18 protein-coding genes, 1 pseudogene and 1 riboswitch are annotated in these 18035 nt (G+C 38.2%); of the genes and pseudogenes, 14 read left to right on the plus strand and 5 right to left on the minus strand.

Going from position 1 to position 18035, the window contains the following annotated elements; translation table 11 throughout:
- Positions 1 to 70: 70 nt before the first annotated feature.
- Together A6M13_RS02710 and rlmH are read left to right on the plus strand one after the other, a co-directional pair.
- Positions 71 to 229, plus strand: coding sequence for a CxxH/CxxC protein (locus A6M13_RS02710; RefSeq protein WP_066542730.1), 159 nt, complete (start codon positions 71 to 73; stop codon positions 227 to 229).
- A gap of 83 nt (positions 230 to 312) precedes the next feature.
- Positions 313 to 792: a 23S rRNA (pseudouridine(1915)-N(3))-methyltransferase RlmH gene (gene rlmH / locus A6M13_RS02715; protein ID WP_066542731.1), complete on the plus strand. Its 480-nt coding sequence runs from the start codon at positions 313 to 315 to the stop codon at positions 790 to 792.
- A 38-nt stretch (positions 793 to 830) separates the two neighbouring features.
- Here rlmH and A6M13_RS02720 read toward each other — a convergent pair whose 3' ends face one another.
- From A6M13_RS02720 to mntA, 3 genes are all read right to left on the minus strand, one after another.
- Positions 831 to 1148: a hypothetical protein gene (locus A6M13_RS02720; RefSeq protein ID WP_141680890.1), complete on the minus strand. Its 318-nt coding sequence runs from the start codon at positions 1146 to 1148 to the stop codon at positions 831 to 833.
- Between the two features lie 79 nt (positions 1149 to 1227).
- Positions 1228 to 1638, minus strand: coding sequence for a type VII toxin-antitoxin system HepT family RNase toxin (gene hepT / locus A6M13_RS02725; RefSeq protein ID WP_066542832.1), 411 nt, complete (start codon positions 1636 to 1638; stop codon positions 1228 to 1230).
- Positions 1631 to 2041 (minus strand): type VII toxin-antitoxin system MntA family adenylyltransferase antitoxin, encoded by a 411-nt coding sequence (mntA, locus tag A6M13_RS02730; RefSeq protein WP_066542733.1) that lies wholly within the window; start codon positions 2039 to 2041, stop codon positions 1631 to 1633. Before mntA ends, hepT begins: the two co-directional genes overlap by 8 nt.
- 460 nt (positions 2042 to 2501) lie before the next feature.
- Between mntA and A6M13_RS02735 the strand changes: the two genes are divergently transcribed.
- From A6M13_RS02735 to queE, 7 genes and pseudogenes are all read left to right on the plus strand, one after another.
- Positions 2502 to 3989 (plus strand): phytoene desaturase family protein, encoded by a 1488-nt coding sequence (locus A6M13_RS02735; protein WP_066542734.1) that lies wholly within the window; start codon positions 2502 to 2504, stop codon positions 3987 to 3989.
- Between the two features lie 18 nt (positions 3990 to 4007).
- Positions 4008 to 5126 (plus strand): glycosyltransferase family 2 protein, encoded by a 1119-nt coding sequence (locus A6M13_RS02740; RefSeq protein WP_066542735.1) that lies wholly within the window; start codon positions 4008 to 4010, stop codon positions 5124 to 5126.
- A gap of 12 nt (positions 5127 to 5138) precedes the next feature.
- Complete coding sequence (locus A6M13_RS02745) at positions 5139 to 5630, plus strand: glycosyl-4,4'-diaponeurosporenoate acyltransferase CrtO family protein (protein ID WP_066542736.1); 492 nt, start codon at positions 5139 to 5141, stop codon at positions 5628 to 5630.
- The gene (locus A6M13_RS02750; protein ID WP_083998191.1) at positions 5627 to 6271 is read left to right on the plus strand and encodes an ankyrin repeat domain-containing protein; all 645 of its coding nucleotides are present in this window, start codon (positions 5627 to 5629) and stop codon (positions 6269 to 6271) included. The genes A6M13_RS02745 and A6M13_RS02750 overlap by 4 nt, the downstream gene beginning before the upstream one ends.
- Positions 6272 to 6408: 137 nt before the next feature.
- Complete coding sequence (locus A6M13_RS02755) at positions 6409 to 8493, plus strand: methyl-accepting chemotaxis protein (protein WP_066542738.1); 2085 nt, start codon at positions 6409 to 6411, stop codon at positions 8491 to 8493.
- Positions 8494 to 8559: 66 nt separating this feature from the next.
- Positions 8560 to 8606, plus strand: a riboswitch (PreQ1 riboswitch).
- 160 nt (positions 8607 to 8766) lie between these two features.
- Positions 8767 to 9214, plus strand: a pseudogene (locus A6M13_RS02760) (6-pyruvoyl trahydropterin synthase family protein).
- Complete coding sequence (gene queE / locus A6M13_RS02765; RefSeq protein WP_066542739.1) at positions 9207 to 9935, plus strand: 7-carboxy-7-deazaguanine synthase QueE; 729 nt, start codon at positions 9207 to 9209, stop codon at positions 9933 to 9935. The pseudogene A6M13_RS02760 and the gene queE overlap by 8 nt, the downstream one beginning before the upstream one ends.
- 53 nt (positions 9936 to 9988) lie before the next feature.
- Here queE and A6M13_RS02770 read toward each other — a convergent pair whose 3' ends face one another.
- Entirely contained in the window at positions 9989 to 11365 is a 1377-nt protein-coding gene (locus tag A6M13_RS02770) for a flagellin N-terminal helical domain-containing protein (protein ID WP_066542740.1), read from the minus strand.
- Positions 11366 to 11578: 213 nt separating this feature from the next.
- Here A6M13_RS02770 and A6M13_RS02775 point away from each other — a divergent pair, with 213 nt between their 5' ends.
- Positions 11579 to 12775 (plus strand): class I SAM-dependent rRNA methyltransferase, encoded by a 1197-nt coding sequence (locus A6M13_RS02775; RefSeq protein ID WP_066542741.1) that lies wholly within the window; start codon positions 11579 to 11581, stop codon positions 12773 to 12775.
- A 40-nt stretch (positions 12776 to 12815) separates the two neighbouring features.
- Here the strand turns inward: A6M13_RS02775 and A6M13_RS16695 are convergent, their stop codons facing one another.
- Entirely contained in the window at positions 12816 to 13040 is a 225-nt protein-coding gene (locus A6M13_RS16695) for a diguanylate cyclase domain-containing protein (RefSeq protein ID WP_083998197.1), read from the minus strand.
- A gap of 278 nt (positions 13041 to 13318) precedes the next feature.
- Here A6M13_RS16695 and A6M13_RS02780 point away from each other — a divergent pair, with 278 nt between their 5' ends.
- The 4 genes from A6M13_RS02780 to A6M13_RS02795 all read left to right on the plus strand — a co-directional run bounded on the left by A6M13_RS02780 (position 13319) and on the right by A6M13_RS02795 (position 17889).
- Entirely contained in the window at positions 13319 to 14251 is a 933-nt protein-coding gene (locus A6M13_RS02780) for a ketopantoate reductase family protein (protein ID WP_066542742.1), read from the plus strand.
- A gap of 544 nt (positions 14252 to 14795) precedes the next feature.
- Entirely contained in the window at positions 14796 to 16265 is a 1470-nt protein-coding gene (mqo, locus tag A6M13_RS02785; protein WP_066542743.1) for a malate dehydrogenase (quinone), read from the plus strand.
- A 245-nt stretch (positions 16266 to 16510) separates the two neighbouring features.
- Positions 16511 to 16978, plus strand: a complete 468-nt coding sequence (locus A6M13_RS02790; protein WP_066542744.1) for a methylated-DNA--[protein]-cysteine S-methyltransferase — start codon at positions 16511 to 16513, stop codon at positions 16976 to 16978.
- A complete protein-coding gene (locus A6M13_RS02795; protein ID WP_245669208.1) occupies positions 16975 to 17889 on the plus strand; it encodes a Gfo/Idh/MocA family protein in 915 nt (304 codons plus the stop codon). Before A6M13_RS02790 ends, A6M13_RS02795 begins: the two co-directional genes overlap by 4 nt.
- Positions 17890 to 18035 lie beyond the last annotated feature (146 nt).

Consider the following 18035-nt stretch of genomic DNA (forward strand, 5'->3'; position numbering starts at 1 on the left):
ATGAATGATGGATAAATAATACGACATAGTATACGCCTGTAGATGAATCATAAGAGAGAGGAGGCTATTTATGGAGACATACAGCTGTGAAACACATATTGACCACGCATTAGATATGTTCGTGGCACAAGAACAAGTATTTCCAACGATGAACTTAATCGACGAGGAACAACCGACAAAAACATGCAGTTATTGTGATGAAAAAGCTATATATATAGTATCAAGATAAAAACTTTACACAATATATTGCGTTAAACTGTGGATTCTGTGGATAACTCTGTGGATAAGTTATTTATAAAGTGAGGATAACGAATGAATATTTCAATTATAACGGTAGGAAAACTGAAAGAAAAATACTTGAAGATGGGTATCGACGAGTATGCGAAACGCCTTGGCAGCTACGCAAAAATCGATTTAATCGAAGTGCCGGACGAAAAAGCACCCGAGCAACTAAGCGAAGCGGAAATGGAAATCGTCAAGAAAAAAGAAGCCGAGCGCATTTTAGCTAAAATCGGTGCCGACACATATGTCATTGCCCTGGCTATCAACGGTAAACAAAAAACATCTGAACAAATGGCAAAAGACATTGAATCTTTAATGACATACGGCCGCAGCAAAGTGGCATTCGTTATCGGAGGCTCTCTCGGCTTACATGACGACGTATTAAAACGTGCCGACGAACAACAATCATTCGGTAAGATGACACTCCCTCACCAACTGATGAAGCTGGTGTTAATCGAACAAATTTACCGTAGTTTTAGAATTATTAAAGGCGAACCGTATCATAAGTAAGTGCGGTTTTTAATAAATCATTCAAGTAAGTGTTATATTTAAATATTAAAAAACGCGATGGAAACAGTTCTTTTATGTGTATCCATCGCATTTTTATTGTTTACAAAATAAAATAAATCTACACTAAAAAATGTTGGAAGGTCATTGTCTCCCGTTACAGGTTGAATCCAACTAACTACAAATGTAATTGGCGAAGTCGTAGTGAGTTCAATGCCATTCGTTACAATTTGCGCTTCTTGTTGCATAAAGTCAGCTGTGACGCCAATCGATAATTTTACATCGTCATAATAAAAAGAAATGGCTTCGAGGTTTTCTCCTGTTTCAGGATGTCCAACAATTATGTTATTTTGAAGCACACAGCGAACGGTTGCTTGTTCCTTCAAAGGTACAAGAATTGATAAACGCCCACTCACATCGGGGGCATTAACATAATATTCAACCCATGTTTAGTTTGAGAACAACCTTCGTAAAATCTTTAAAATCATCAATATGCTTTTCTAAAATGGCTTCTAAAATCTCAACCTCTAATGCTTGATAGTCATGTACCGCAATATTTCTGAATCCAACCATATTCATTAATGTCTTAGCTAATGATGAATCAATTAAGCCAGCGTCCTCTAAAAGTTTAAAGCCTTCACGACTCGCTTTCGGAACACCTAATTTACGTTCACTAACAATATGCATTGCTAAGTCAATACTCGCTTCACATGCACGTTGAATATTTAAAATAATACTGTCTTGCTTTGTAAAGTCTTTTAAATTTTCAGGATTGCCTTCGTAAACCTCATGAATTCGATTTACACAGCGTTCAATCGTTGTTATTTTATTTAAAATGACATCATTCATCGCCAAAAACACTTCCTCTTTCTTTAATACGTTCAATCACACCCGCACGTTGCTCGCTTAGTGTTGCATACATACTATAGGCGCGCATTTTTTGGCGTGTAAATTCATTTTCATCTTGAATATAAATGGGTGTACCCTGTGAGAAAATTTGCATCGTGAATACGGTATCGATTTGTTTAAGGTCGATTAAATCTACTTCACGTCCAGCAATTTCAGCGAGTTCACCAGATAGTAAAAAACGTTCATAAGATGATAACTGCTCTTTGCTAAAAAAAGCTAAATCAATATCGCTATCAAGGCGATTAGTACCGTTTGCGAACGATCCAAATAGGATGATGAAATCCGGATTTAGTTTGCTTTGAATTTTTTCGATTAGCTGCTTTCCAAGGTTTTTTTCAAGCATGTTATCACCACCTTTTCTTTATTATAAACGTTGGCGAAAAAAACCGCACTTATACTTAATAGCCAACTTTTCTCTAAGCGTAAAACGATCTTCGTAAGTTATTTGAAATCATGGATATGTTTATTTGAAATTATAGGCTCACGTTGCTCACTTAAAGTCGCATATATACGATAGGTACGCATTTTTTGCGTGTAAATTCATTTTCATCTTTTATGTAAACAAGTATACCTTGTTCAAAATTTGTATTGTGAAAGCCTTATCAAATTTTAAATCGACTAAATATACAAATAATCACCTCGTCTGCGGATGTTTTTTCATTCGCAAGCGAGGCTTTTCCATTCGCTAGAAAACCATGAGGGAAAGAGTTGAAAGAAGCGTTTACGGGTAAACGATGGGTAGAAAGAATTGGTATAGCATCTACATAGCTATACGTAAGTGATGAATAAAAGGGGGCAAATGTATGAGCAAGAAAGTTGTAGTAGTTGGTGGCGGTTTAGGTGGTATTTCCGCTGCAATTTCATTAACACAAAAGGGCTACGATGTAGAGGTTTATGAAAAGAATCATCATATTGGTGGTAAGCTAAATCGTTTAGAACAAGATGGTTTTGGCTTTGACTTAGGACCGTCGATTTTAACGATGCCTCATATTTTTGAAACATTGTTTACACGCAGTGGCAAGCGTATGAGCGATTACGTGACAATCGAACGTTTACCGCTTCAGTGGCGTTCATTTTTCCCAGACGGTAATGTGCTCGACTTACATGAAAATCTCGATACGATGCTGACAAGTAATACGACGCTAACAAAAAAAGATATACAGCAATATGAGCGTTTACTTGCCTATGCTAAAAAGCTATACGATGTGACCGAAGCTGGTTATTTTGAAAAAGGGCTTGATAACCTGCAAGAAGTATTAAAGCATCACGGGGCGTTCAATGCACTACGTCACTTTGATTTATCCTCAACGATGTACGATGCCATTCGTAGCTACATTAAAAATCCTCAATTCCGCGATATGTTGAGCTATATCGTGAAGTACGTTGGCTCGTCTGCTTATCATGCACCAGCTGTATTAAATATGATGCTCTACATGCAACATGCGCAAGGGGTTTGGTACGTAAAAGGTGGTATGCATCAGCTTGGCAATGCACTGACGACACTTGCACAGGAGCTTGGCGTGACGTTGCATTTTGGACATAAAGTAGTGAAGCTTGATACAGATAAAAAAACGATTACTGCTGCTTATTTAGATAATGGCACGAAGCTAGAAGCAGATTATTTCGTTTCCAATATGGAAGTTATTCCAGTATACGAGCAGTTAACAGCAGAAAAAGAAAGCTATACGAAAAAGCTGACGGAAACATTTGAGCCAGCAAGTTCGGGGCTTGTCCTTCATTTAGGAGTGAAGAAACAATATCCACAGCTAGCCCATCATAATTTCTTCTTTGCCGATGATATGAAACGCCAAATGAAGCGAATTTTTAAACAGCATGTTTTACCAGATGACCCGATTATTTATTTAGTAAACGTTAATAAAACGGATCCTTCTCAAGCATTGCCAGGGCACGAAAATATAAAGGTATTGCCACATATTCCGTATTTACAAGAGAATCCACCGACGCGTCAACAATACGAGGGTTTTGCGGAGCTTGTATTAGAGAAGCTTGAGCGTTTAGGGCTTGTTGATTTGAGAGAAAATATTGTCACAAAGGATATGTGGACACCACATGATATTGAGCGTACATACGGTTCACATCGAGGTGCAATTTACGGCACAGTCTCTGATAAAAAATTGAATAAAGGCTTTAAGCATCCGAAAAAGAGCGAGCGTTATGAAAATTTGTATTTCGTAGGCGGCACAGTAAATCCAGGTGGTGGTATGCCAATGGTAACATTAAGTGGTCAGCAAGTAGCGGACAAAATTGAAGCAGCACATACTAATGAATAAACGAAGGGAACGGTGCAGATGGATATACTTTATGTAATTCTCCAAGTACTGTCGTTTATTGGGTTACTATGTGGTGTGTTGATGTTTTGGACGACGAAAAAGCCACCTGAAGTACTCGGCGAAACACATCACGAAACATTGTCGATTATTATTCCGGCACGTAATGAAGCGTTGCGCATTACACCGCTTCTAGCGTCGCTACAGCGTCAAACGTGGCGCAATATGGAAGTCATTGTGGTGGATGATGGCTCAACAGATAATACGGAGGAAGTGGCAAAAGCGTACGGAGCAATTGTTGTGAAGAGTCGACCAATTGGACAAATGGCACCTGGAAAATCAAATGCCTGTGCAGTCGGAGCGCAACATGCCACAGGAACATGGCTATTATTTTTAGATGCCGATGTGCAATTAGTAAATGAAAATAGTTTAGCGATGATGGCGAGCAGCTTTCATGTCCAACAAGGACGCGGTATTTTATCGATGCAGCCATATCACCGTATCGTAAAGCCATATGAAAATTTATCGGTTATTTTTAATATTATCGTTTTAACGGGGATGAATGTGTTTACCGTGTGGCGTGAGCGTTTTCAAACAGCGGGTTCATTCGGTCCATGTATACTATGTGACCGTCAAAGTTATGAGCAAACAGGTGGACATGAGGCGGCAGAAGAATCGATTATGGATGACTTTGCGTTAAGTGATGTGTTTGTGGCACAAAACTTACCGGTTACGAATTATGGTGGACGACATATTATTGAAATGCGCATGTATGAAGAGGGGATCGGACAGCTCGTAGAAGGTTGGACAAAAAATTTAGCGACAGCCTCACAGTCAACGCATCGCTTTGTCATGACATTGATTCAATTGTGGATTTTTGGTGTTATCATGGTGACATTATCGCCAATTGTAGCATTGTGCACATCATCAACGATAGCACTGATGATTAGTGTAAGTATGTACATAGTATACGGCATACATGTGTATATACTCGCGAGGCGTGCAGGTTGCTTTCATTGGAGCATCGTAATTGTATATCCGCTCTATGTGCTGTTTTTTACAGCCATTTTTATCTACTCGTTATATCGCACACATATTTTACGTTCCGTTATGTGGCGAGGCCGCAAAATTAACGTATAAGTAGGGAAGTAAATGACTATACTAGAGGCAATAACACTCATTTTAATCAATGGTGTCGCATGGCTATTTTTTCATTTTACGATTTCAGCGATGTGCTTTTATATTCCGTTACGTTTTTTCCTAAAAGATATACCGTTTTTGCGTATTGCAAAATGGGAGAAGCAGGGGAATATATGGCACCAACTATTTCGCGTGAAAACGTGGAAACAGCATTTAATGGACGGTTCGAAAATTGTTAAGAAAAGCTATAATAAAAGCCATTTGCATGGAAATGCGGTGGAGCAATTAACGGAGTTTGCGGCTGAAACAAAACGTGCCGAGCTAACACATTGGCTACTTATGGTGCCGGCGCCATTATTTTTTTTATGGAATCCGGAATGGGCAGCATGGATAAATGTGGCGTATGCTATTATTGCGAATGTGCCGTTTATTGTAACGCAGCGTTATAACCGTGCCCGCATTGAGCGGTTGTTACAGCGGGTCAAGGAGAAGGTGAGCAGATGAGATGGCTCTTACTGTTAATCATCATATGTGTAGGATGTACAACTGAGGAGGAAAAAAGTATGACATTGCATGACGCGGTAGCAAATAATAATTTACAACAAGTGCGCGAACTTTTAGCACAACAAAATGTACAAGTAGATGCACTAAATGGCAAACAAGAAACACCGTTATTAGTGGCGACACATCATAATTATATCGACATCGCAAAAGCTCTAATTGACGCGGGTGCGGATATTAATAAGCAAGATGCCATACAGGATAGCCCGTATTTATATGCCGGTGCGCAAGGAAAAACGGACATTTTAGCGTATATGCTTGAGCATCGCGAGCCAAATCAATCTGTGTATAATCGCTACGGGGGAAATGCGCTAATTCCAGCAGCAGAAAAGGGGCATTTAGACAATGTGAAGCTGTTGTTAGCGGATGGGCGTGTTGATATTGACCATCAAAATAATTTCGGGTATACAGCCTTAATTGAAGCGGTCGCGTTAACGGACGGTTCGGAACTTTATCAAACGATTGTACAGGAGTTACTGCGTTATAATGCACGAACAGACTTAAAGGACAATCAACAAATGACAGCACTCGATTATGCGATTCAAAAGGATTATAAAGAAATGATCGTATTATTACAGCCATAAAATAAAAACGTGGAATGATAACGAATAAAAGTTGTCATTTCACGTTTTTTTAGGCCAAAAGATTTGTAGTTGTTAGACGACTATAGTAGTATTTTCTAGTGTTTATATACTATAGAATACGGTTTTTGGAGGGAACTATGAAATTATTTTCACCGCTTATTCAGATATTGAATAAGCTAACGTATATCAAGAAGTTTTTGATTGTTGGTATCGTATTACTCGTACCGTTAATCACGATGAGTGTTTTATATTTAACGACAGTTTTAAATGACCGTGAGCAAACAAAAAGGCATATGGAGGCAGCTACGTATAATGCGGCGTTAAAAGATGTGCTGCAATATAGTCAGCAATTGCGGGCGCTCAATATTTCGTTATTAACAGACCCATCTGTTCAAACGCAAGTAGATGATGTAACCAAAAAAGTAAATGCAGCTTTTGCCGATGTAAATGAACTTGTCCCAACGTTAGAGGATGATTTTGATACGCTAGAACAACTCGCAAAGCTCGAGCAACAATGGCATAATATCGAGCAATCTATTTGGACAAATTCACATAATGTGTATGAAAATTATTCGAATTATGCAGAAAATATTTTGGCATTGATGCAACATATTACATATGAGTCCGGCTTGATTTTAGCGACGTCATCAGAGGAATTTACGCTGATTCACAATACATCAATTAAATTACCACAGTTGGCCGAGCAGTTCGGAAAATTACGTGCACTAGGCGTTACTATGATTGAGAAAGGTGAACAAAATACAACTGAACATGCAGAAATTGAAATGATTTCTGCACAAGTACAACAGGCATTAATCGATTTAGAAAAAGATGCAGCCGTGATTTTTAAAAATTCATTATTCGAAGCAGCATTATCAACGAAAATTGTTGCGTTAGAGCAAACGACGACGGGGTACTTAGAAGCGATCCGTAAAGCGGAGCAAGGAATTATTAGTACATCGGATTATTATGGAATTGCAACGAATGCGATTAATGAAAACTTCGATTATTATACAGCGAGTATGGAAACGCTTGTAATGACACTTCAAGAAGATTATAAGTCATTAGTAAATACACAAATCTTTATTTTTGTCGTAACGACAGTAACGATTTTTATTGCACTTATTTTATTTGTCGGCTTATTTTTAGCGATTCGTCAGTCTATTACGTTGTTAAAAGATGGGGCTACGAAGGTTGCGGAGGGAGATATCACTGCAACAGTAGCATTACACACACAGGATGAAATGTATGAGGTTGAGATCGCGTTTAATCAAATGACGAAGCAATTACAACAATTAGTAGAAGAAATTCAAACGAGCGCAGAACATGTATCAAGCGCTAGTGAGGAGTTACATGCGAGCGCTGAAGAGGCTACGTCATCCGTTGAACATGTCACACATGCAGTAAATGATTTAGCGACAGAGTCGGATACACAGCTACAACATTTGACAGATAGTACACATGCGATGGAAGACATGGTCACAAGTATTGAACGTATTGCTAAAAATAGTGTGGATGTAGCAACACTAGCGAATAATGCGACGCTTTCTGCCACAGCAGGTCATGAAACGGTACAGCAAGCATTACAAGAGATGATGAATATTCAACACCATGTAGCACAAACAAATGACAAAATGAATGAACTACATGAACAATCGACTCAAATTGACTCAATCGTCCATGTCATTACCGATATTGCTGATCAAACGAATTTATTGGCGCTTAATGCGGCGATTGAGGCAGCACGAGCTGGAGAGCACGGAGCAGGATTTGCGGTCGTCGCTGATGAAGTACGCAAGCTTGCCTCAGAGTCTCGCCAATCAGCTAGTCAAATTACGCAGCTTATTAGTGGGATGCAGCGACATAGCGTCGAATCGGTTGCAATGATGCGAACAGTAACAGCGAATGTTGATACTGGTATGCAAATGACACAGCAAACAGCGCAGCAATTTGGCGAAATATCTTCGACAATGCAGGTGCTAAGTCCTCAAATGGCTGAAATCTCGTCAACAGCAACAGCCTTTTCAGCGCAAGTCGAGCAAGTGTCGGCAGCTATTCAACATTTATTAGCGTTGTCACAGCATAGCGGTGATGTTACATCAGAAATTGCAGCGTCTACTGAGGAACAGCTTGCAGTGATGGAAGAAGTATCGTCTTCTGCACAAGCATTGTCACACATGGCAGAATCATTGCAGGCAATGGTCACACGATTTAAATTATAAAAACATGATGTATTTGAATTTTAGAAGAATTATGTATATAGTAGAACATGAAATACCCAGATGATATTGGGAGAGGTTCATAGCAAATACCCTCTATAAAAAACTATGGAAACATGACACTACGCCATGTCCATATAGGACGTGGCTTTTTATGTTTTTACAGTCGTTTTAATGTAGATGATAGATGCCTCTTTCTTATTGGTGAAGTAGCCAAATTAGAAAGGGGCATTTTTTAGATGGAATTGCGATGAGCTCATAAAAGGAGGAGCGAACATACCAGATTTTAGAATTGTCGACAAGCTACAAAAACTAGACGAGGATATTCAGCGAAGCGAATTAAAGTACCACGCAAAGCGAGTGCTTGTAAGTAAGGCATTTACATAACTATGAAGGGAAATGTAAAAACCTACATGGTCACACATATCGCGCTATTTTAGGCATAAGTGGTTATGCAGATGACCGAGGATTAGTCATTGATTTTGGCGATATTAAAACGATTTGGAAAAGTATCGAAGCGTATTTAGATCACCATTACTTAAATGAAACATTACCACCAATGAACACAACTGCTGAAAATATCGTTGTGTGGATTTATGAGCAGTTAACGTTTGCATTAAAGAGCGAAATACAATATGACGGCGCACGCGTAGAGTTTGTACGCTTATATGAAACACCGACAAGCTATGCTGAAGCGAGAAGGGAGTGGATGGAGCTTGAGTAAAGTACCTGTAATTGAAATGTTCGGACCGACAATTCAAGGCGAAGGGATGGTTATTGGACAGAAGACGATGTTTGTACGAACTGCCGGTTGTGATTATACATGTGCATGGTGTGATTCTGCTTTTACATGGGATAGCAGTGGTAAGCATTTAATTACGCACATGACCGCAGAAGAAATTTGGGAACAGCTGGAAGCAATTGGTGGAAAACGTTTTTCATTTGTGACGATTTTAGGTGGCAACCCTGCACTTCTTAAAAATTTAGCACCGTTCATTACCCTACTGAAGCAAAAAAATATTCAAATTGGCGTTGAGACACAAGGGAGTAAGTGGCAAGATTGGTTTTACGACATTGATGAATTAACGATTTCACCAAAGCCACCGAGTTCAACAATGACAACGGATTTTGACATATTAACAACGATTTTGCACAAACTTGAACAATCGACATCATCACAACGTATATCGTTAAAAGTCGTCGTATTTACCGAAGAAGATTACGCGTATGCTAAAGATGTACATACACGTTATCCGGACGTGCCATTCTTCGTGCAGGTTGGCAACGATGAACTGATGATGGTAGATGAGCAGCAGTTAACCGTTTATTTATTGCAAAAATACGAGCGATTAATCGACTGTGTGATGCAAGATGAAGAGATGAATCGCGTGAAAGTATTGCCACAATTGCATGCTTTATTGTGGGGCAATAAACGAGGCGTGTAATAAGAAAAGAGCCATTCGATTTTTCCGAATGGCTTTTTGTGTATCGTAGAGTATTACGCTAAAATTTCTAAAATGCTTTGGCTCATTTGATTAATTTGCGTCATCATCGATTGCGACGATTGCAGTAATACTTGGTCTTTATTAAGCTTTGTAATTTCATTTGCCATATCTGCATCACGTAAATTCGATTCGGCTTTTGTTAAGTTTTCTCCAGTATTTGAAGCAGTATTATAGGCATGCTCTAATCGATTTGCATACGAACCCATTATAGAACGTGATTTTGATACTTTTGCCATAACGGCATCAAGTTTTGTTAAAGCAGCGTTTGCCTGGGCTTGTGTATCCATCTTCAACGGATCTAGCTTTAAATATTCAACAGTAACATTTGGGATGGAAATTTGTAGGTTTTGATTTTCATTACTACCTAATTGAATTTTCAAATGGAAAAACAATTCTGGCTCTACAGCTGGTTCACCGAATACATTTAGCTCAAATACACCGCTACCACTCATAGGCCATGGCTCATTGTTATACCCTTCCCTGTTATCATAAATAAAAATTTTTGCATCGTCTGAAGTGAGCTGTGAATAATGATTAACGAAGCTAGTAGCAGTAGAAGGAGGCGTTTGATTCGCTGGATCATGTACATAGCCAGGTTGTCCATAAGCAGTTTCGATAATTTTATCTACTAAATCTGTACCGTTAGTAATACTACTAATATCTACTTCCATAACGGGGTTTTCTTCGTTTAATCTTGATGTGTCAGGAGTACCATTTACGAACTTGATACTATATGCTTTATTACATGTACAACAAGTATAGTACACACCTTTTCCATCTAATTTTGATGCATCTTGAGCAGAGTTAATGTTGCTAAAGTCAATTATAGCACTTGCATAATCTTTACCATTATAGCTGTATACATCTGTAACACCACCAGTAGTTGTCACTTGTTGAACATAATTTGCTAATGAGCCACTAAATACATTGTGATTATTATTGTCTTTATCTAGCGTACCTGCTAATAGTTTCATTCCATTGAATTCGGTGTTATTACCAATGTCTCGAATACCTTCAATAATTGCATCAACCTCTGTTTGAATCTTCTGACGGTCTTCGTCTGTATTGGTATCGTTTGCTGATTGAATAGCTAACTCACGTAATCGAATTAAATTAGGATCTTGAATAATTCCCATTGCACTATCTGCTACATTCACTAATGAAATGCCATCCTGAATATTTTCTGCAGCTTGCTCCAACCCACGAATTTGTCCGCGCATTTTTTCACTGATTGTTAAGCCAGCTGCGTCGTCTGCGGCTTGGTTAATTTGATAGCCTGACGATAATTTATTTAATGTTTTATTTAATTCTGTATTTGTATGGTTATAACGGTTTTGTACGAACTGACCTTGATTATATTGAATACGCATAATACGACACCTTCAGTCTTTTTATAATTACATACCCTAATTATACCCATTTTTGAAGTTCTTTGATATATCAGCTATGGACGTTATATGTCCTTTGTCCTATTAATTTGCAAATGATCGGGTATTGTAAAAAGAAGCGATATTCTTTCTTTTTCGCTTATTTCCTTAAAACATGGCATAATAAATGAATTACATGATAGTTAGGATGACTCGATGAAACAATTATTAGAAGTACAAGTAAAGTCGGAAGCAATTAAAGATATTACGAATGGCTATCCACTGATTTTAAAAGAAGCGATTCGTGTGCCAGAAGTGCCAATGGAACAAGGTAGCTTAATGCATTTAGTGGACCAGCATGGCGGGTATATTGCGACAGGTTATTACGGTGAACAAAATAAAGGAATTGGCTGGATTTTAACGCGTAAAGAGCGCGAGACAATCGACCAAAAATTCTTTGCGAAAAAATTAAAAGAAGCTGGTCAAAAGCGTGAAGATTTCTTTGCATCAGACGATACGACAGCATTCCGTGTGTTTAATGGTGAAGGCGATGGCATTGGTGGTTTAACGATTGATTTCTTCAACGGTTTTTATATGGTGAGTTGGTATAGTGAAGGCATTTACTCATTCCGCGAACTTATTTATGCGGCGTTAAAAGAAGTATTTAATGTACGTGGCGTATATGAGAAATTACGTTTTAATACAAACGGGCAATATATCGAAAAAGATGACTACGTATTTGGCGAAAAGGGCGAGTTTCCATTAATCGTCTTAGAAAATGGCATGCATTATGCAGTCGATTTAAATGACGGGGCAATGACAGGCATTTTCCTTGATCAACGTAATGTACGTAAAGCATTACGTGACCGCTACTCAATGGACAAAACAGTGTTAAATACATTCTCTTATACAGGTGCATTTTCAGTCGCAGCAGCACTTGGTGGTTCAGCTGGTACAACAAGCGTCGATTTAGCAAAGCGTAGTTTACCAAAAACAATTGAGCAATTTGCGGTAAATGGCATTGATTATGAATCACAAGATATTAAAGTAATGAATGTATTTGATTACTTTAGTTACGCAGCGCGCCATGGCTTAAAATTTGATGTCGTTGTACTTGACCCACCAAGCTTTGCGCGTACAAAGAAAATGACATTTAGTACAGCAAAAGACTATCCGAAATTATTAAAGGATGCACTCGCGATTACAAATGATGGTGGTGTAATTGTGGCGTCAACGAATAATGCGAGCTTCAATATGAAGAAGTTTAAAACATTTATTGACAAGGCATTTAACGAGACAGGTAAACGTTATAAAGTATTAGAACAACATCAACTACCAGAAGATTTCACAGTACCTAATAATTTCCCAGAGTTTAATTATTTAAAAGTTGTATTCATTCAAGTCATGAACTAAATAATAAAGGACAGCGTATGTAAGTGTCGCTGTCCTTTATTTATTTTGCTTCATCAATAACGAGCATACCATGCTGTTGTTTTGCTTTATAGATGGCATTATCAGCTACTTCAAATAACGTTTGAAGCGTGTGATATGTGGCGTGCGTATAGCCAACACCTATACTGACAGAAATGGAAATCGTATGGTCGTGTTTTGAAATATAAAAAGGCGCATTTAAAATTAAATTGTGTAACTGGGTAAGAAGAGGGAATGTTTCATCAATGCTGTAAAGAGGCTTTTCCCTTTTTCAAAGTGCTGTTGTTGTTGGTCAATTGAAAATAACTGCTGCATAGGCACCCATCCATTTCTTTAGAATCATCGTAAAATACATATATAATTTGTTATACCCTAAAAGAGGTCTAAATACATAATGAATTAAAAAGTGATTGTTAAAATTGTAGGCAATACAGGAAGTTTATTTAAATTGCATAAATGACAACACCATTGCTTTTGAAGTAAGGTATGCTATGGATAGAACAATATTGATAGGAGGAGAAATGAATGAAATTTATCGTGTATGGTGCAGGGGCAATTGGCGCGTATTTTGGTGGACGTCTAGTTGAAGCCAAACAAGATGTAACCTTTTTCGTGCGCCAACGCCGTGCTGAACAACTGTCAGCACATGGCTTACGTTTAGAAAGTCCAGAAGGCGTATTTACTACGCATGTGCAAGTTGCGGCTACTGTTGAGGAAGTTCAACAAGCTGACGTTATTTTAGTGGCGGTAAAAGGCTATCATTTAAAAGAAGCATTACCACAAATTATTCAATTGGCGAAACAAACAAACGCGTATGTGCTGCCATTATTAAATGGTATCGAACATGTAACGCATTTACAACAAGCACTTGGAGAAGAGCAAGTGCTAGGTGGATTTGCGTCAATTATAGCAACACTTAACGAACAAGGGCATGTTTTACATACAAGCGGAAGCAGTGCTATCCAAATTGGGACGCTACATCCTAGTCAACGAAATGTAATCGAAGCAATCGGTGCTTTACAACCGCATGTACATACAAATATTATTGTGAATGAAAATATTCGAAAAGGCATGTGGAGTAAATACATGTTTATTACGGCATTTTCAGGCATTACAGCAGCAACGCAACAGCCTGCACAAGCCATTATTGAGCAGCCTGCGACAGAAGCAACAGCGAAGCAAATCGTTTATGAAATGGGACAAATTGCTCGCTTAGAAGGCGTTGCATTTAGCGATGAAGAGATTGAAAAAGAAGCCTCACGTTTAGTGAAGTTTAAGCCCCATATGACTTCATCTATGCATCAAGATTTACGCAAAGGCTTGCCAATTGAAGTCGAACATTTACATGGAGGCGCATTACGTATCGCGCATAACCATGACATAAAGCTGCCGACTATCGCTACAATTTATGGCATTTTAAAACCGTATGAACATGGACATTTAACAACATTAAGATAACATAAAAAAGCTATGGGCAGATAGAATGTTCATAGCTTTTTCGATGTAAAATATCGCGATTTTGAAAAAGGGATATGAACGAATATTGGCTTTTTTCGCAAAGGGAAAACACTTAAATAACAAAAAATATGCATTTTTAAAACCTTGCTATTTGATATGCTTAAATTCGCGTAATTTCGCTTTATAAACTCGAAAATTCAGTCATTTCTAGCGGTGTTATTGAAATGCAATTTGAAACAATTTAAAATTGAAAAGATTATGAAGCAATACTTTTTTACTTCAATTATGTCGCAACTTACGACAAAAAAAGCTTTAATGCTAAAAAGTCGCAAATTCCGTTATTTATATTTATTTTTTGATGGAAACTTAACGGGCTGCATGAATTTCAAACGCTTTCAAAAGGCAAGTAACTATTATATAATGAGCAACAGAGTGATTATTAGAGCGTATTAGTTTACGCTAGGAAGAAATATCAGAGGTATCTATGCTGAGGGAGGTATGGACTACTTCTGCAACTATAATAAGATAATAAGGATGGTCAAACATGAGCAATCAAAAACAAACAGACGTTATCTTAATTGGCGCAGGTATTATGAGTGCTACATTAGGGACAATGTTAAAAGAATTATCACCTGAATGGAACATTAAAGTGTTCGAAAAGCTTGAAAAAGCAGGCGAAGAAAGCTCGAATGAGTGGAATAACGCAGGTACAGGTCACGCGGCATTATGTGAATTAAACTATACACCTGAAAAAGACGGAAAAGTTGATGTATCAAAAGCAATTAACATTAACGTTCAATTCCAAGAGTCATTACAATTCTGGTCTTATTTAGCAAAAAAAGAAGTTCTCAAAAATCCTTCAGCATTTATCCGTCCATTACCACATTTAAGTATGGTACGCGGTGCAGATAATATTCAATTTTTAAAGAAACGCTTTGAAGCATTATCAGAAAGCCCACTATTTGCAGGTATGGAATTCTCTGAAGACCATGAAGTACTAAAAGAGTGGATGCCAGTAATGATGGATAACCGTCCAGCAAACGATGCAATCGCTGCAACAAAAATCGACAGTGGTACAGACGTTAACTTTGGTCAATTAACACGTGACTTAATGGATGATTTATCAGCGAAAGGCGTATCTGTAAACTACAAACATGCAGTTGAAGATATTAAACGTACAGCTGATGGTCGTTGGGAATTAAAAGTGAAAAACGAAGCAGAAGGCAAAGTTGAATACCATACAGCTAAATTCGTATTCATCGGTGCTGGTGGCGGAAGCTTACACATGCTACAAAAAACAGGTATTCCTGAATCAAAACATGTGGGTGGATTCCCTGTAAGTGGTATCTTCTTAGTATGTAATAATGAAGAAATCGTTGAGCAACACCATGGTAAAGTATATGGTAAGGCAGCAGTTGGTGCACCACCAATGTCAGTACCTCACTTAGATACTCGTTACATCGATGGTAAAAAATCATTATTATTCGGACCATTCGCAGGCTTCTCTCCGAAGTTCTTAAAAACAGGTTCAAACATGGACTTAGTAACGTCTGTTAAACCAAGCAACTTATTCACAATGTTAGCTTGTGGCGCGAAAGAAATGGGCTTAACAAAATACTTAGTACAACAGCTAATGTTAAACAAAGACCAACGTATTGAAGAATTACGTGATTTCATTCCAACTGCACAAGCAAAAGATTGGGATATCGTAGTAGCTGGTCAACGTGTACAAGTAATTAAAGATACACCAGCTGGTAAAGGTACATTACAATTCGGTACAGAAGTAATTACATCTCAAGATGGTTCTGTTGCAGCATTATTAGGTGCTTCTCCAGGTGCTTCTACAGCTGTTACCGTAATGTTAAACATCATTAACAAGTGTTTCCCAGAGCAAGTACCTGCTTGGGAAGATAAAATTAAAGAAATGGTTCCTTCATATGGTATTGCATTAGGAAACGAGCCAGAGCTTTTAAAAGCTGTTAAAGAAGATGCGAAAGCAACATTAAACGTATAATTTATAAATGTAAGTAGAGAGAATGGAACAAAAAGAAATATCCTTCAGCAACGACAAATGCTGAAGGATATTTTTTTGCTTTTGGCGCTACTCTACATAGCGGACGCACCAGCAAATTTTTATCCGCTCAATCAACTCATTTTCATCAGAAATAGAGTTCTGTTCAGTCTCTTTTTTATCATAATGTGTTTTTTCGTATTTCGAAATATTGTATAGTGAAGAAAAGTAGAAAATGAGGTGACGTTATGGAACGATTCTTTGCATCATTCAACTCTCCAATCGGGCTAGTAGAGGTGACATCTACTGCGACACATATCGTATCTGTTTACTTCGTTGAACAAAGTCATCCAGAAACGACAAAGCCACAAGTATTAATCGAAGCCATTGAACAATTACAGCAATACTTTAATGGACAGCGTACAACATTTAATGTGCCGTATCATTTAGAGGGGACTACATTTCAACAACGAGTATGGCAAGCGTTAACGACCGTGCCGTACGGCGATACAGCTTCTTACAAAGATATTGCGATTGCGATTGATAATGAAAAAGCTGTGCGCGCAGTTGGTATGACCAATAGCAAAAACCCCTTGAGCATTATCGTACCTTGTCACCGTATTATTGGGACAAATGGTAAGCTAACTGGTTATGCAGGAGGCGTTTGGCGCAAAGAATGGCTATTACACCACGAACAAAATGGAGGAACAGTATGACAACATATGCGATTATCGGAACAGGCGTTGTAGGTGAACGTATTATTCATCAAATTTCACAGCATGGAACAAGCAGTATTACAGCTATTTATGATGAAAATACAGCAAGACTACAACAAATGGCACAAAAATATAATGTGCCAGCTGTCTCTTCTTTAGAAGAACTATTTGCGACAAAGCCGGACTGGGTATATATTGGCACACCACCTGTTAGCCATGGGCCGTTAGCGAAATTAGCTGCACAGCAAGGGTTTAATATTTTATGCGAGAAGCCGTTAGCACATGATGCGGTAGACGGACAACAAATGGTAGAAGATACAGAAGCAGTACAGACAGCGATGCATTTCCCGATGATGTATAGCCCAATCGTGCATCGTTTGAAACAAGCGGTTGATACAAAGGAGTTAGGAGAAATTGTACGCATTGAGCTACACACACATTTCCCAGTTTGGCCACGTCCTTGGCAACAAAACCCATGGATTGCATCACGTGAACAAGGTGGATTCATTCGTGAAATCTTCCCGCATTATTTCCAATTAACGCATCATATTTTTGGAGATATTTCGATTGAAGCACATCAAACGGTATATCCAGAGGACGTTACATTATGTGAAACAGCAGTAACGGCACTTGCAAAAACAGCAACGGGTATTCCATTCGTCGCCAACGCAGCAGCCGGTATTGCACAGCAAGAGCGTATTGACTATAAAGTATATGGTACGAAAAAATCGATGCTTATTCGTAACTGGGGAGAGCTTTGGGAAATGACGTCACAAGAAGGTGAAAAGCAAATTACTGTTGAACAAACTGTGGATTCGTTATTAGATGCTTGTGAAGTACGACAAGGCTTAGTGACATTTGAAGAGGGCGCGAAAATCCAAACATGGATTGATCAGCTATTACAAGCGTAAAACAGGGGAAGTGGTATCTTTAACTAGATATCACTTCATCTTTTTTGTATAATATTGTAATTGCAGTATTGTAACTAGATGAAAAGCATTAATTGTGTAGATTCCTTTTAAATGCTTTATTTAGTTTTAAAGCACTAATATAAGTT

This window comes from Caryophanon tenue (assembly GCF_001700315.1).
In the GTDB taxonomy this organism is placed as follows: domain Bacteria; phylum Bacillota; class Bacilli; order Bacillales_A; family Planococcaceae; genus Caryophanon; species Caryophanon tenue.

What these genes read in the sequence shown, in the direction of transcription:
- A6M13_RS02710 (WP_066542730.1), top strand. Translation starts at nt 71, where the DNA reads ATGGAGACATACAGCTGTGAAACACATATTGACCACGCATTAGATATG.
- rlmH (WP_066542731.1), top strand. Translation starts at nt 313, where the DNA reads ATGAATATTTCAATTATAACGGTAGGAAAACTGAAAGAAAAATACTTG.
- hepT (WP_066542832.1), bottom strand. Translation starts at nt 1,638, where the DNA reads ATGAATGATGTCATTTTAAATAAAATAACAACGATTGAACGCTGTGTA.
- mntA (WP_066542733.1), bottom strand. Translation starts at nt 2,041, where the DNA reads ATGCTTGAAAAAAACCTTGGAAAGCAGCTAATCGAAAAAATTCAAAGC.
- A6M13_RS02735 (WP_066542734.1), top strand. Translation starts at nt 2,502, where the DNA reads ATGAGCAAGAAAGTTGTAGTAGTTGGTGGCGGTTTAGGTGGTATTTCC.
- A6M13_RS02740 (WP_066542735.1), top strand. Translation starts at nt 4,008, where the DNA reads ATGGATATACTTTATGTAATTCTCCAAGTACTGTCGTTTATTGGGTTA.
- A6M13_RS02745 (WP_066542736.1), top strand. Translation starts at nt 5,139, where the DNA reads ATGACTATACTAGAGGCAATAACACTCATTTTAATCAATGGTGTCGCA.
- A6M13_RS02750 (WP_083998191.1), top strand. Translation starts at nt 5,627, where the DNA reads ATGAGATGGCTCTTACTGTTAATCATCATATGTGTAGGATGTACAACT.
- A6M13_RS02755 (WP_066542738.1), top strand. Translation starts at nt 6,409, where the DNA reads ATGAAATTATTTTCACCGCTTATTCAGATATTGAATAAGCTAACGTAT.
- A6M13_RS02770 (WP_066542740.1), bottom strand. Translation starts at nt 11,365, where the DNA reads ATGCGTATTCAATATAATCAAGGTCAGTTCGTACAAAACCGTTATAAC.
- A6M13_RS02775 (WP_066542741.1), top strand. Translation starts at nt 11,579, where the DNA reads ATGAAACAATTATTAGAAGTACAAGTAAAGTCGGAAGCAATTAAAGAT.
- A6M13_RS02780 (WP_066542742.1), top strand. Translation starts at nt 13,319, where the DNA reads ATGAAATTTATCGTGTATGGTGCAGGGGCAATTGGCGCGTATTTTGGT.
- mqo (WP_066542743.1), top strand. Translation starts at nt 14,796, where the DNA reads ATGAGCAATCAAAAACAAACAGACGTTATCTTAATTGGCGCAGGTATT.
- A6M13_RS02790 (WP_066542744.1), top strand. Translation starts at nt 16,511, where the DNA reads ATGGAACGATTCTTTGCATCATTCAACTCTCCAATCGGGCTAGTAGAG.
- A6M13_RS02795 (WP_245669208.1), top strand. Translation starts at nt 16,975, where the DNA reads ATGACAACATATGCGATTATCGGAACAGGCGTTGTAGGTGAACGTATT.